At 42.5% G+C, this 12,073-nt stretch carries 21 protein-coding genes and 1 pseudogene; all 22 read right to left on the bottom strand.

Annotated elements, in window-relative coordinates; genetic code table 11:
- Positions 1-4: 4 nt before the first annotated feature.
- The 22 genes and pseudogenes from MHH54_RS00895 to rplX all read right to left on the bottom strand — a co-directional run bounded on the left by MHH54_RS00895 (position 5) and on the right by rplX (position 12,064).
- The gene (locus MHH54_RS00895) at positions 5-802 is read right to left on the bottom strand and encodes an energy-coupling factor transporter transmembrane protein EcfT (protein WP_044139647.1); all 798 of its coding nucleotides are present in this window, start codon (positions 800-802) and stop codon (positions 5-7) included.
- Positions 799-1,668 (bottom strand): energy-coupling factor ABC transporter ATP-binding protein, encoded by an 870-nt coding sequence (locus tag MHH54_RS00890; RefSeq protein ID WP_065097637.1) that lies wholly within the window; start codon positions 1,666-1,668, stop codon positions 799-801. The genes MHH54_RS00895 and MHH54_RS00890 overlap by 4 nt, the downstream gene beginning before the upstream one ends.
- Positions 1,644-2,486 carry an energy-coupling factor ABC transporter ATP-binding protein gene (locus MHH54_RS00885; RefSeq protein WP_342500569.1) on the bottom strand — a complete coding sequence of 281 codons (843 nt, stop codon included), beginning with the start codon at positions 2,484-2,486 and terminating at the stop codon, positions 1,644-1,646. Before MHH54_RS00885 ends, MHH54_RS00890 begins: the two co-directional genes overlap by 25 nt.
- A gap of 124 nt (positions 2,487-2,610) precedes the next feature.
- The gene (rplQ, locus tag MHH54_RS00880; RefSeq protein ID WP_003216944.1) at positions 2,611-2,973 is read right to left on the bottom strand and encodes a 50S ribosomal protein L17; all 363 of its coding nucleotides are present in this window, start codon (positions 2,971-2,973) and stop codon (positions 2,611-2,613) included.
- Positions 2,974-3,049: 76 nt separating this feature from the next.
- A complete protein-coding gene (locus tag MHH54_RS00875; RefSeq protein WP_003217009.1) occupies positions 3,050-3,994 on the bottom strand; it encodes a DNA-directed RNA polymerase subunit alpha in 945 nt (314 codons plus the stop codon).
- Positions 3,995-4,169: 175 nt separating this feature from the next.
- The gene (rpsK, locus tag MHH54_RS00870; RefSeq protein WP_003217231.1) at positions 4,170-4,565 is read right to left on the bottom strand and encodes a 30S ribosomal protein S11; all 396 of its coding nucleotides are present in this window, start codon (positions 4,563-4,565) and stop codon (positions 4,170-4,172) included.
- A gap of 20 nt (positions 4,566-4,585) precedes the next feature.
- The gene (rpsM, locus tag MHH54_RS00865) at positions 4,586-4,951 is read right to left on the bottom strand and encodes a 30S ribosomal protein S13 (RefSeq protein WP_003217023.1); all 366 of its coding nucleotides are present in this window, start codon (positions 4,949-4,951) and stop codon (positions 4,586-4,588) included.
- A gap of 21 nt (positions 4,952-4,972) precedes the next feature.
- Positions 4,973-5,086 carry a 50S ribosomal protein L36 gene (rpmJ, locus tag MHH54_RS00860; RefSeq protein WP_003156543.1) on the bottom strand — a complete coding sequence of 38 codons (114 nt, stop codon included), beginning with the start codon at positions 5,084-5,086 and terminating at the stop codon, positions 4,973-4,975.
- 31 nt (positions 5,087-5,117) lie between these two features.
- Entirely contained in the window at positions 5,118-5,336 is a 219-nt protein-coding gene (gene infA, locus MHH54_RS00855) for a translation initiation factor IF-1 (RefSeq protein WP_003217190.1), read from the bottom strand.
- Positions 5,314-5,621, bottom strand: a pseudogene (locus tag MHH54_RS00850) (RNA-binding protein). Before MHH54_RS00850 ends, infA begins: the two are co-directional and overlap by 23 nt.
- A gap of 27 nt (positions 5,622-5,648) precedes the next feature.
- The gene (map, locus tag MHH54_RS00845; protein ID WP_003217210.1) at positions 5,649-6,395 is read right to left on the bottom strand and encodes a type I methionyl aminopeptidase; all 747 of its coding nucleotides are present in this window, start codon (positions 6,393-6,395) and stop codon (positions 5,649-5,651) included.
- Positions 6,392-7,045, bottom strand: coding sequence for an adenylate kinase (locus MHH54_RS00840; RefSeq protein WP_012008711.1), 654 nt, complete (start codon positions 7,043-7,045; stop codon positions 6,392-6,394). Before MHH54_RS00840 ends, map begins: the two co-directional genes overlap by 4 nt.
- 55 nt (positions 7,046-7,100) lie before the next feature.
- A complete protein-coding gene (gene secY, locus MHH54_RS00835) occupies positions 7,101-8,393 on the bottom strand; it encodes a preprotein translocase subunit SecY (protein ID WP_012008710.1) in 1,293 nt (430 codons plus the stop codon).
- Between the two features lies 1 nt (position 8,394).
- Positions 8,395-8,835, bottom strand: coding sequence for a 50S ribosomal protein L15 (gene rplO / locus MHH54_RS00830; RefSeq protein WP_003216888.1), 441 nt, complete (start codon positions 8,833-8,835; stop codon positions 8,395-8,397).
- Between the two features lie 30 nt (positions 8,836-8,865).
- Complete coding sequence (rpmD, locus tag MHH54_RS00825; RefSeq protein WP_003217067.1) at positions 8,866-9,048, bottom strand: 50S ribosomal protein L30; 183 nt, start codon at positions 9,046-9,048, stop codon at positions 8,866-8,868.
- 13 nt (positions 9,049-9,061) lie between these two features.
- A complete protein-coding gene (gene rpsE / locus MHH54_RS00820; RefSeq protein ID WP_003217179.1) occupies positions 9,062-9,562 on the bottom strand; it encodes a 30S ribosomal protein S5 in 501 nt (166 codons plus the stop codon).
- 24 nt (positions 9,563-9,586) lie between these two features.
- Positions 9,587-9,949: a 50S ribosomal protein L18 gene (gene rplR / locus MHH54_RS00815; RefSeq protein ID WP_003216951.1), complete on the bottom strand. Its 363-nt coding sequence runs from the start codon at positions 9,947-9,949 to the stop codon at positions 9,587-9,589.
- Positions 9,950-9,981: 32 nt separating this feature from the next.
- On the bottom strand, positions 9,982-10,518 hold the full coding sequence (gene rplF, locus MHH54_RS00810) for a 50S ribosomal protein L6 (protein ID WP_003217186.1): 537 nt from the start codon (positions 10,516-10,518) through the stop codon (positions 9,982-9,984).
- A 31-nt stretch (positions 10,519-10,549) separates the two neighbouring features.
- Positions 10,550-10,948, bottom strand: a complete 399-nt coding sequence (rpsH, locus tag MHH54_RS00805) for a 30S ribosomal protein S8 (RefSeq protein WP_113768751.1) — start codon at positions 10,946-10,948, stop codon at positions 10,550-10,552.
- 31 nt (positions 10,949-10,979) lie between these two features.
- Complete coding sequence (rpsN, locus tag MHH54_RS00800; RefSeq protein ID WP_008356542.1) at positions 10,980-11,165, bottom strand: 30S ribosomal protein S14; 186 nt, start codon at positions 11,163-11,165, stop codon at positions 10,980-10,982.
- Between the two features lie 22 nt (positions 11,166-11,187).
- Positions 11,188-11,727 (bottom strand): 50S ribosomal protein L5, encoded by a 540-nt coding sequence (rplE, locus tag MHH54_RS00795; RefSeq protein WP_003217159.1) that lies wholly within the window; start codon positions 11,725-11,727, stop codon positions 11,188-11,190.
- 25 nt (positions 11,728-11,752) lie between these two features.
- Positions 11,753-12,064, bottom strand: a complete 312-nt coding sequence (gene rplX, locus MHH54_RS00790; protein WP_003217151.1) for a 50S ribosomal protein L24 — start codon at positions 12,062-12,064, stop codon at positions 11,753-11,755.
- Positions 12,065-12,073: the final 9 nt, after the last annotated feature.

Here is a 12,073-nt window from a genome sequence, read left to right as displayed (position 1 = left end):
TCACCTAATTTCTCAGAAGCACAAGGAGTGCTGTTAACAGGATAAATAGGAGCAGTGTGAACGTGTCTTTCATGCCCCAGACAAGCTGACGGTATTTCGTCCGCCCTTCTCCTCCGCGGTAGCCTCTCGCTTCCATAGCGGTCGCCAGTTCCTCTGCACGCTTAAACGCACTGACGAAAAGCGGGACAAGTAAAGGAACGATGGCTTTCATGCGATCTTTAAGAGGTCCGCTTGTAAAATCAACACCTCTTGCCATTTGCGCCTTCATGATTTTGTCCGTCTCTTCTAGTAAAGTTGGAATAAACCGAAGAGAGATGGACATCATGAGAGCAAGCTCATGAACGGGCAGTTTGATTTTACGGAATGGGTGAAGTAGCTTTTCCATACCGTCTGTCACTTCTATAGGCGTTGTGGTTAACGTCAGAAGTGTCGTCATCATGATGAGATAGACAAAACGGAGTGAAATGAAAATCCCCTGCTTTAGACCTTCTTCATAAATATTTAAAAAACCAAAGTGAAATAGCAAGGCGCCATCCTTTGTCATAAAAATATGCAGAATGAAGGTAAACAGGACAATCCACAGGATCGGCTTCATTCCTTTGAGAATAAAGTATAGCGGCACCTGAGAAACCATCACCACAAGAAGGGTAAAGACACCTAAAAGCCCGTAAGTGATGTAATTATTAGCAAAAAAGACAATAAAGACAAAAAAGAAAATTGATAACAGCTTTGTCCTTGGATCAAGACGATGAACAAAGGATGAACCTGGCACATATTTGCCGATAATCATACTATCCATCATAATGTCGTGTCCTCCTGATAAAGAGCTGTTAAAGCTTCTGCCATTTCATCCATGGTCAGAAGCGGTCTTGGAAACGTAATGCCCAGCTTTTCTTCTACAGTCTGCTGGAATTTAATCGTTTCTGGGAGGTCGAGACCAAACGAAGACATATCTGTACGATTGGCAAACAATTCTCTCGGCGTACCTGTCGCCTTCACCGTTCCTTTATGCATCACAATCATTTGATCCGCATAATGAGCGGCGTCCTCCATACTGTGTGTAACCAGAATCGTGGTGAGGTTTGCCTTTTGATGAAGCTCATAGAACATGTCCATGATTTCCTTTCGTCCGCGTGGATCTAACCCTGCAGTCGGCTCATCCAGCACAAGCACTTCTGGCTCCATCGCTAGAACACCTGCAATCGCCACACGTCTCATTTGACCGCCGCTTAGTTCAAAGGGAGATCGAGATAATAGGGATTCAGGAAGACCAACTAGTTTCAGCATTTCCTTCGCCTTTGCTTCTGCCTTTTCCTGAGGAACACCGAAATTCATCGGACCAAAGCAGATATCCTTAAGGATCGTTTCTTCAAAGAGCTGATGCTCAGGAAACTGAAACACGATGCCTACTTTTTTTCGGAGGGACTTTAAATCCTTCTGCTTTTTATTGGCTTGTAAGACGGTATCTCCAAGCGCAATGCTCCCCTTTGTTGGTTTGAGCAATCCATTTAAGTGCTGCAGCAACGTGGACTTGCCAGAGCCCGTATGACCAATGACAGCGACATAGCTGCCCTCTTGGATGGAAGCATTGACATCATACAAAGCGAGACGCTCAAACGGCGTTTTCATTTGATAACGATGCTCTAATTCTTTGATCGTAATGTCCATAGCTCTTTCACCAATCCTTCTTGTGTCAAATGGGCATTTGCAAGCGGTACACCTTGCTGCTTCAATTGTTTGCTCAGCCGATAGGAGAATGGCAGATCAAGTCCAATTTGAACTAGCTGTTCGTCTAGTTCAAATACTTCCTCTGGTGTTCCCTCGGCAAATTTTTTCCCGCCATTCATGACAATGACCCGGTCTGCCTTGGCGGCCTCGTCTAAATCATGTGTAATGGAAATGACTGTGACCGTCCCTTGTTCCTTCAATAGTCTAACAGTCTCTAACACTTCTTCACGGCCAATCGGATCAAGCATTGATGTTGCTTCATCCAAGATCATGATGTCAGGGCTTGCGGCAAGTACACCTGCAATGGCGACTCTCTGTTTTTGCCCGCCTGATAGATGGTGCGGCTCTTGATCAAGAAACTCCTGCATATTGACCTGTTTGACAGCCCAATCTACACGTTCTATCATCAATTCCCGCTCAACCCCGTTATTTTCTAAACCAAAAGCCACATCATCACGAACCGTTGAGCCAACGAATTGGTTATCTGGGTTTTGAAAGACCATTCCGACCTTTTTGCGAATAACCCAGACACTCTCTTCTTTCAGCTCAATCTCTCCAACCTTGACCGTTCCAGCATCCGGTAAAATGAGCCCATTCAGTACACGGGCAAGTGTGGATTTACCTGAACCGTTATGACCAACAATGGCGAGCCATTCATTTTGATTCACATGCAATGACACTTGATCTAAAGCGGGCTTGTCTGCATCCTTGTGATAACGAAATACAATGTCCTTTACGTCAATTAATGTCTTCCCCATCTCTACCGGACCTCCTCTCAGCTCAACCTCTTCTTTGCTTCTTGCTAAAAAGCCGTAGTATCTAAAAAAGGGCATAGATCCAGTTATGAACTGTCCCGCCCTTTCTTAGATACACGCTATGTGATTAAACTAATTCAATGACAGCCATTGGTGCGCCATCGCCGCGACGAGGTCCAAGCTTCATGATACGAGTGTATCCACCTTGGCGATCTTCGTAGCGAGTTGCAACGTCAGCGAATAATTTTTGAAGTGCATCTTGGTTTGTTTCAGCGTTAGCTACTTCATTACGAATGTAAGCTGCAGCTTGACGGCGAGCATGAAGATCTCCGCGTTTGCCAAGAGTGATCATTTTTTCAACTACAGAGCGAAGTTCTTTCGCACGTGTTTCAGTTGTTTCGATGCGTTCGTTGATGATCAAATCAGTCGTTAGGTCACGAAGCATTGCTTTACGTTGTGCACTAGTGCGTCCTAGCTTTCTGTATGCCATGTGATGTCCCCTCCTTAGTTAGAGAATGCTGTATGAATAAAAAACACACGAAAATCCTAGTTCACAATGAAACTAGTCAATCGTCTTTACGAAGACCCAGTCCAAGTTCTTCTAGTTTCGCTTTCACTTCTTCAAGAGATTTACGTCCAAGGTTACGAACTTTCATCATATCCTCTTCTGTCTTGTTAGCAAGCTCTTGAACAGTGTTAATACCCGCACGCTTCAAACAGTTGTAAGAACGAACAGAAAGATCAAGCTCTTCAATTGTCATTTCAAGCACTTTTTCTTTTTGGTCTTCTTCTTTCTCAACCATAATCTCAGCATGCTGAGCTTCGTCAGTTAACCCAACGAAAATATTCAGGTGTTCAGTTAAAATCTTAGAACCTAGAGCGATCGCTTCTTTCGGTCCTGTGCTTCCATCAGTCCATACATCTAGTGTTAATTTATCATAGTTTGTGATTTGCCCAACACGGGTGTTCTCCACTTGATAAGTCACACGAGAGACAGGTGTATAGATTGAGTCGATCGGAATCACACCGATTGGCTGATCGTCTCTTTTGTTTGCATCAGCAGGATTATACCCGCGACCTCTTTGTGCAGTTAAGCGAACACGGAAGCTCGCATTCTTGCCAAGAGTTGCGATGTGGAGATCTGGATTTAAGATTTCAATATCGCTGTCGTGTGTAATATCAGCAGCTGTTACAGTACCTTCATCTTGTACATCAATTTCAAGCGTCTTCTCTTCTTCAGAGTAGATTTTGAGTGCAAGCTTTTTAATGTTTAAGATAATCGTTGTAACATCTTCAACCACGCCTTCGATCGTTGAGAATTCGTGTAAGACACCATCTATCTGGATCGATGTTACAGCTGCACCAGGAAGTGAGGATAAAAGGATACGACGAAGGGAGTTCCCTAAAGTGGTACCATATCCACGCTCAAGTGGCTCTACGACAAACTTGCCATACTTGGCATCGTCGCTGATTTCAACCGTTTCGATTTTTGGTTTTTCAATTTCGATCATCTAATAAAACCCTCCTTCAAAACGTCGAAACCTCGAATAGAATCATATGAGATTCCATCCGAAATTCCTCATTGTTTAGTCCCGTATGTGCTCAGGCAACGAGTCGTGTATTCGTCTCATAAATAACTGTATCATAACCCATTATTGACAGGGACACAAAATCTATACAAACAAATTACACGCGGCGACGTTTTGGTGGACGGCATCCGTTATGAGGAACTGGAGTTACGTCTCTGATTGCAGTAACTTCAAGACCTGCAGCTTGAAGTGCACGAATTGCAGCTTCACGACCAGAACCAGGACCTTTAACAGTTACTTCAAGTGTTTTAAGACCATGTTCGATAGAACCTTTAGCAGCAGTTTCAGCAGCCATTTGTGCAGCGAAAGGAGTAGATTTACGAGAACCTCTGAATCCTAATGCACCAGCACTTGACCAAGAAATTGCGTTTCCATGAACATCAGTAATCGTTACAATCGTGTTGTTGAAAGTGGAACGAATATGAGCGATTCCAGCTTCAATATTCTTTTTCACGCGACGTTTACGCGTATTTTGTTTACGAGCAGCAGCCATTCTTTAACTACCTCCTTTACTTATTTTTTCTTGTTAGCTACAGTACGACGCGGACCTTTACGAGTACGCGCGTTGTTTTTTGTGTTTTGTCCACGAACAGGAAGTCCTCTACGATGACGGATTCCGCGGTAGCTTCCGATTTCAATTAGACGCTTAATGTTAAGTGAAACTTCACGACGAAGGTCACCTTCTACTTTAAGTTTGTCAATGATATCACGGATTTTACCAAGTTCGTCTTCAGTTAGATCGCGAACGCGAGTGTCTTCAGAAACACCTGCTTCTTTAAGGACTTGTTGCGCAGTCGTACGACCAATTCCAAAAACATATGTTAAAGAAATGACAACACGTTTATCACGTGGAATATCTACACCAGCAATACGAGCCATGATTTGGGCACCTCCTTGTTATTAGCCTTGTTTTTGTTTATGTTTTGGGTTTTCACAGATCACCATTACTTTTCCTTTTCTGCGAATAACTTTACATTTTTCACAGATAGGTTTAACAGATGGTCTCACTTTCATGTGTTTCCAACCTCCTTCTTCCGGAGTTGCTTTATTTGTAACGGTACGTAATTCTACCACGAGTTAAGTCATATGGAGATAATTCTACCGTAACTTTGTCTCCAGGTAAAATGCGAATGAAGTGCATACGGATTTTTCCTGATACATGAGCCAAAACTGTATGACCATTCTCTAGTTCAACTTTGAACATTGCATTTGGCAAAGTTTCTGCTACAGTACCTTCCACTTCAATTACATCGTCTTTCGCCATTCAAGTGTTCTCCCTTCTTCAAATCAGTAACTTGCTCTCTGACAAATGTCCAAATGAGTTCATCTCAATTGTCCATCTATCACCCGACCTGTTTTGAATATACTGTTCTGAACTTCCGGAGATACGCAACCATAAAAGGTTATATGATTGATATTTTTTCTTAGGAGAATGAAATTTACGCTTTTCTCCGTCTGCGATTAGTACATGGCAGCCACCGAACATGCCGATGACACCTGTATACTGATCTTGTTCTTTCCTTTGGACTATACAGACAACCTGCCCGATTTGGGCCTGAAAGGCTTCAGTGAAGACCTAAATCTTAGTCAGTATATCAAAACCTGTATCTGTAATCGCAATCGTATGCTCAAAGTGAGCACACTTTTTCCCATCAACCGTTACAACCGTCCAGTTATCAGCCAATGTTTTCACATATCGGCTGCCTGCGTTCACCATCGGTTCGATGGCCAACACCATTCCAGGTTTTAGCCGCGGGCCTTTGTTGGGCGGACCATAATGAGGAATTTGAGGGTCCTCATGAAGATCCTGTCCGACCCCATGTCCAACATATTCTCTAACAACTGAGAAATTCTCGTTTTCTACATACGTTTGTATGGCATGGGAAATGTTCGACAGACGTTCGCCTGGCTTTGCTTCCTGTAAGCCTTTATATAGAGATTCCTCTGTGACTTCCAGTAGTTTGCGGTCTTCATCACTGATTACCCCAACTGGATAAGTCCAAGCAGAGTCACCATGATAGCCATTTAACTTTGCGCCAATATCGATACTAATGATGTCACCATCACGTAAAACCCGTTTACCAGGAATACCGTGAACGAGTTCTTCATTCACCGAAACGCAAATGCTCCCGCGAAAACCATTATACCCTTTAAAAGATGGGATTGCACCCTGCTTTGTAATAAAACGTTCGGCAATTTGATCCAATTCTTTTGTCGAAATACCTGGTTTTATGTGTTTCTTCAGCTCTTCATGAGTCAGTGCGACAATGCGTCCAGCTTCTCTCATAATCTCAAGCTCGCGAGGAGTTTTACAGATAATCATTTATTTAATCCCCCAAGCAGGTCCTTGATATCTGCATATACATCGTTAATGTGTTTTGCACCATCAATGTTTGCAAGATATCCTTTTTCTGAATAGAAGTTCAGTAAAGGTTCAGTCTGCTTTAAGTTTACTTCAAGTCTAGTCGAAACGGTTTCTGCATTATCATCTGCACGTTGATAAAGCTCGCCTCCACACTTATCGCAAACATTTTCTTTCGCAGGTGGATTGAATACTAAATGATAGGTTGCTCCGCAATTTTTGCAAATTCTTCGGCCAGTCAGACGCTCCATCAATGCATCTTTATCGACTTTAATATTAATGACATAATCAATCGTTCTGCCAAGGTCCTTTAGAATGTCTTCTAAAGCTTCAGCCTGAGCGACTGTTCGCGGAAATCCGTCCAGAAGAAAACCTTGTTCACAATCATTTTTGCCAAGTCTTTCTCTAACAATACCGATTGTGACCTCATCAGGAACAAGCTCTCCTTTATCGATAAAGGATTTTGCTTCGAGCCCAAGTTGTGTCTCCTCTTTCATAGCAGCGCGGAACATATCTCCTGTTGAGATATGAGGGATCCCATAATCATCAACAATTCGTTCTGCCTGAGTGCCTTTACCAGCACCCGGAAGCCCCATTAAGACTAAGTTCATTTCGGATTTCCCCTTCCTTACTTAGAGAGGTTGGGCAGGAGCCCAGCCCTCTGTTTTATTTCATAAATCCACGGTAGTTTCGTTTCACTAATTGGCTTTCAAGCTGTTTCATTGTTTCAAGTGCAACACCTACAACAATGAGAAGACTTGTGCCGCCAATTTGTGCAGCGGAAGGTAATCCAGCGAATTGAATGAAAAAGATAGGAAGTATTGAAATCACGGCTAAGAAAATGGCGCCCACAAACGTGAGTCGGTACAAAATGCTCGTAATTCTATCTTGAGTCATTTTCCCTGGACGAACTCCCGGGATATAGCCACCCTGCTTTTGCAGATTTTCAGCCATTTGTTCAGGATTCACTTGGACAAAGGCATAAAAATATGTGAAAGCAACAATCAGTGCTACATAAATCGTCATACCGATTGGCTTAGTATAGTCAAAGTTGTTGGTTATCCAAGTTGTCACATTATTGGTTCCGAAGAACGATGCGACCGTCTGCGGAGTAATAATGAAAGAAACGGCAAAGATGACTGGAATCACCCCTGCTGGATTCACTTTCAATGGAAGGTGCGTTGCTTGACTAGCAGACATTTGTGCACGGCCAGTTCCTTTTGAATATTGAATCGCAATCTTTCTCACTGCCATTTGAATGTAAATAACACCAATAACAATGACAAGAATAGCAATGACAATAAGGGCAATTTTCAGGATTTGCATGAACAACTGTCCATCTCCACCTACAAACTGCTGAGCGTACACTTGTTTTAATGTTTGAGGGATACCTGCGATGATCCCGGCAAAGATAATAATCGAAATACCGTTACCAACACCGTGAGCAGTAATCTGCTCTCCCAGCCACATTAAAAATGCTGTTCCCGCAGTGAGTACGACCGCAATTAAGAGGTACGTTGAAACACCTGGGTTTTCAATCAGCATGCCTCCTGCCATATTGTTGAATCCATATGACATTCCTAACGCCTGGATAAAACCTAGAACAATTGTAAAATACCTTGTGAATTGTGCTAATTTTCGGCGGCCAACCTCTCCTTGCTTTGACCACTCAGTGAACTTCGGAACAACATCCATCTGCAAGAGCTGAATGATGATCGAAGCGGTGATATACGGCATAATCCCCATTGCAAGAATGGAGAATTGGAAAAGTGCCCCGCCCCCAAACGTGTTGAGGATCCCGAAAACACTCATTTGATCCTGTGCCTGGAGAACTTCGGCGTTCACATTAGGCACAGGGATGAAAGCACCTATACGAAAGACGATTAACATTAAAAGAGTGAATATAATCTTATTCCGTATATCTTTCACGCGCATAAAATTGGAGATTGTCTTAAACAAGTTAGATCACCTCGGCTGTACCGCCAGCAGCTTCAATAGCTTCTTTCGCAGAAGCAGAGAATTTATTGGCTTTTACAGTTAATTTTTTTTCTAATTTACCGTTGCCAAGAATTTTTACTCCTGCTTTTAACTTGCTTATTGCACCAGTCTCTAGAAGAAGTTCAGGAGTTACTTCCGTTCCTTCGTCAAAACTGTTTAATCTGTCTAAGTTGATTACCGCGTAATCTTTACGGTTGATGTTTGTAAAACCACGTTTTGGAAGACGTTGGAATAAAGGCATCTGACCACCTTCGAAACCAGGGCGTACACCGCCGCCAGAACGAGCGTTTTGACCTTTATGACCTTTACCAGAAGTTTTACCGTTACCTGATCCAATACCACGACCAACACGGTTGCGTACTTTACGTGAACCTTCTGAAGGCTTCAATTCATGAAGTTTCATTTGGGCACCTCCTTATCGATTAAAAATGTTTTATTGTTCTTTAACAGAAACTAAATGAGACACCTTGTTAATCATGCCGCGGATCGCTGCATTGTCTTCATGTACGACTGTTTGGTTTGTTTTCTTAAGACCAAGAGTACGAACAGTGACACGCTGATCTTCTGGGCGACCGATTACACTGCGTTTGAGGGTAATTTCTAATTTATTTGCCATTAATGTTCCCTCCTTATCCTAACAGGTCTTCTACAGATTTTCCACGAAGCTTCGCAACGTCTTCAGCACGTTTAAGTTCACTTAAACCCTGAAGTGTTGCGCGGATCATGTTGATCGGTGTATTAGAACCTAGAGATTTAGAAAGGATATCAGCTAGACCAGCAAGCTCAAGAACCGCACGCACTGGGCCTCCAGCGATAACTCCTGTACCTTCTGAAGCAGGCTTCAATAGAACGTTTCCTGCACCGAATCGACCGATGATTTCATGTGGAATTGTAGTTCCAACCATTGGTACTTCAATTAAATTCTTTTTCGCATCTTCAACAGCTTTGCGGATCGCTTCTGGTACTTCTTGTGCTTTACCAGTACCGAAACCTACATGACCGTTTTTGTCACCGACAACAACTAAAGCTGCAAAACGGAAACGACGTCCACCTTTAACAACTTTCGCTACGCGGTTAACCGTAACTAAGCGTTCTTCTAACTCTAATTTGCTTTGGTCAATACGACTCATTCGGATGTGTCCCTCCTTCTTTTATTAAAATTTAAGTCCAGCCTCACGAGCAGCTTCAGCTAGAGCTTTTACACGTCCATGATATAAGTATCCTCCGCGGTCAAATACCACGTTAGAGATTCCTTTTTCAACAGCACGTTTTGCAACAAGTTCGCCAACTTTAGTAGCAGCTGCAGCGTCAGAACTATTCTCGATCTTTAACTCTTTATCAAGAGTAGAAGCACTTACAAGTGTTACACCGTTAACATCATCAATTACTTGAGCGTAGATGTTCTTGTTAGAACGGAAAACGTTAAGGCGAGGTCTTTCAGCAGTACCTGAAAGTTTCGCACGAACACGAGCGTGTCTTTTAAGACGAGTAGCGTTTTTGCTAGTTTTCGTAATCATCCGAGTCACTCCTTTCTTCACATTAAGCGATCTTACTTACCAGTTTTTCCTTCTTTACGGCGAACGAATTCACCTTCGTAACGAATTCCTTTACCTTTGTAAGGCTCTGGAGAACGGACAGCGCGGATGTTAGAAGCTAGAGCTCCCACACGCTCTTTATCGATACCTTTAATGACTACTTTCGTTTGAGATGGAACTTCGACTTCAACTCCAGCCTCAGGAACGATTTCAACTGGATGAGAGTATCCAACGTTAAGAACAAGTTTGTTTCCAGATTTAGCTGCACGGTAACCGACACCGATAAGTTCTAAACCTCTTTCGAAACCTTTAGATACACCTTCAACCATGTTTGCAATTAAGCTACGTGTTGTACCATGTAATGCACGGTGTTCTTTATGATCAGACGGACGGCTTACAGTTAAGACGCTGTCCTCAATTTTAATTTCCATATCAGGGTGAAATGTACGAGTTAGTTCACCTTTTGGTCCCTTTACTGTCACTGTGTTATCGTTGTTTGTCACAGTAACTCCTGAAGGGATCTCGATTAGTTTTTTACCTATACGAGACATACCAAGCACCTCCATTCATCTTAAACTTTTTTTACCATACGTAAGCAAGTACTTCTCCACCAGCTTGTTTAGCACGGGCTTCTTTGTCCGATAAAACACCTTGTGATGTAGAAATAATTGCGATTCCAAGTCCGTTAAGTACACGTGGTACTTCATTTGATTTCGCATATACACGTAAACCAGGTTTACTGATTCTTTTAAGACCAGTGATAACACGTTCGTTGTTTTGGCCATATTTAAGGAACATACGGATAATTCCTTGTTTGCTGTCTTCTATATATTCAACGTCACGGATAAAACCTTCACGCTTTAAGATTTCAGCAATTTCTCTTTTGATTTTTGAAGCCGGTACTTCTAGCTTCTCATGACGTACCATGTTCGCATTGCGAATACGAGTCAGCAAATCTGCAATCGGATCTGTCATAACCATTATTTAATAACCTCCTTCCCATTTATGGGGATTACCAGCTGGCTTTTTTAACGCCAGGAATTTGTCCTTTATATGCAAGTTCGCGGAAACAAATACGGCAAAGTTTAAACTTGCGAATTACTGAATGTGGACGTCCACAACGTTCGCAGCGCGTATACTCTTGAACTTTAAACTTTTGTTTGCGTTGTTGTTTCGCAATCATAGACTTTTTAGCCACGATTTCGCCTCCCTTTCATTGATTATTTCTGGAACGGCATACCTACTTGAGTTAATAACTCACGTGCTTCTTCGTCCGTATTGGCAGTCGTAACGATAACGATATCCATACCGCGGACTTTTGTTACTTTATCGTAATCAATTTCTGGGAAGATTAACTGTTCTTTAATACCAAGCGTGTAGTTTCCACGACCGTCGAAAGATTTCTTAGAAATCCCGCGGAAGTCACGTACACGTGGTAAAGATACAGAAATAAGTTTATCAAGGAAATCGTACATGCGCTCTCCGCGAAGTGTTACTTTCGCACCGATTGGCATTCCTTCACGTAGACGGAATCCAGCAATAGACTTCTTCGCACGAGTAACGACAGGTTTTTGACCAGCGATAAACGTTAATTCTTCAACAGCAGTATCGATTGCTTTAGCGTTTTGAACGGCGTCACCAACACCCATGTTGATCACGATTTTTTCGATTTTTGGCACTTGCATTACTGATTTGTATTCAAACTTAGAAACTAATGCAGGTGTAATTTCTTTTACATACTTTTCTTTAAGGCGGTTCATGAGAAAGACCTCCCTTCCTTATTTACTATTTATCTAGAACTTGCCCAGATTTTTTCGCTACACGGACTTTCTTTCCGTCCTCAACTTTATACCCAACACGTGTCACTTCACCCGTTTTAGGATCAAGCGGCATTACGTTTGATACGTGGATCGGCGCTTCTTGTTCAGAAATTCCGCCCTGAGGGTTAGCTTGGGTTGGTTTAGAGTGTTTTTTCACAAGGTTAATACCTTCTACTAAAACACGGTCATTCTTAGGGAAAGCAGCAAGGATGACTCCTTGTTTACCTTTATCTTTACCAGAGATAACCACTACTTTATCGCCCTTTTTAACATGCATTTAATCGCA

Source organism: Bacillus sp. FSL K6-4563, assembly GCF_038630405.1.
Classification (GTDB): Bacteria; Bacillota; Bacilli; order Bacillales; family Bacillaceae; genus Bacillus; species Bacillus pumilus.
This window is presented reverse-complemented; position numbering and strand designations above follow the sequence as displayed.

Coding starts and splice junctions, on each gene's coding strand:
- MHH54_RS00895 (WP_044139647.1), bottom strand. CDS start 802: ATGATGGATAGTATGATTATCGGCAAATATGTGCCAGGTTCATCCTTT.
- MHH54_RS00890 (WP_065097637.1), bottom strand. CDS start 1,668: ATGGACATTACGATCAAAGAATTAGAGCATCGTTATCAAATGAAAACG.
- MHH54_RS00885 (WP_342500569.1), bottom strand. CDS start 2,486: ATGGGGAAGACATTAATTGACGTAAAGGACATTGTATTTCGTTATCAC.
- rplQ (WP_003216944.1), bottom strand. CDS start 2,973: ATGGCATACAGAAAGCTAGGACGCACTAGTGCACAACGTAAAGCAATG.
- MHH54_RS00875 (WP_003217009.1), bottom strand. CDS start 3,994: ATGATCGAAATTGAAAAACCAAAAATCGAAACGGTTGAAATCAGCGAC.
- rpsK (WP_003217231.1), bottom strand. CDS start 4,565: ATGGCTGCTGCTCGTAAACAAAATACGCGTAAACGTCGCGTGAAAAAG.
- rpsM (WP_003217023.1), bottom strand. CDS start 4,951: ATGGCTCGTATTGCTGGTGTAGATATTCCACGTGATAAACGTGTTGTC.
- rpmJ (WP_003156543.1), bottom strand. CDS start 5,086: ATGAAAGTGAGACCATCTGTTAAACCTATCTGTGAAAAATGTAAAGTT.
- infA (WP_003217190.1), bottom strand. CDS start 5,336: ATGGCGAAAGACGATGTAATTGAAGTGGAAGGTACTGTAGCAGAAACT.
- map (WP_003217210.1), bottom strand. CDS start 6,395: ATGATTATCTGTAAAACTCCTCGCGAGCTTGAGATTATGAGAGAAGCT.
- MHH54_RS00840 (WP_012008711.1), bottom strand. CDS start 7,045: ATGAACTTAGTCTTAATGGGGCTTCCGGGTGCTGGTAAAGGCACTCAG.
- rplO (WP_003216888.1), bottom strand. CDS start 8,835: ATGAAACTTCATGAATTGAAGCCTTCAGAAGGTTCACGTAAAGTACGC.
- rpmD (WP_003217067.1), bottom strand. CDS start 9,048: ATGGCAAATAAATTAGAAATTACCCTCAAACGCAGTGTAATCGGTCGC.
- rpsE (WP_003217179.1), bottom strand. CDS start 9,562: ATGAGTCGTATTGACCAAAGCAAATTAGAGTTAGAAGAACGCTTAGTT.
- rplR (WP_003216951.1), bottom strand. CDS start 9,949: ATGATTACGAAAACTAGCAAAAACGCTACTCGTCTTAAAAGACACGCT.
- rplF (WP_003217186.1), bottom strand. CDS start 10,518: ATGTCTCGTATAGGTAAAAAACTAATCGAGATCCCTTCAGGAGTTACT.
- rpsH (WP_113768751.1), bottom strand. CDS start 10,948: ATGGTTATGACAGATCCGATTGCAGATTTGCTGACTCGTATTCGCAAT.
- rplE (WP_003217159.1), bottom strand. CDS start 11,727: ATGAACCGCCTTAAAGAAAAGTATGTAAAAGAAATTACACCTGCATTA.
- rplX (WP_003217151.1), bottom strand. CDS start 12,064: ATGCATGTTAAAAAGGGCGATAAAGTAGTGGTTATCTCTGGTAAAGAT.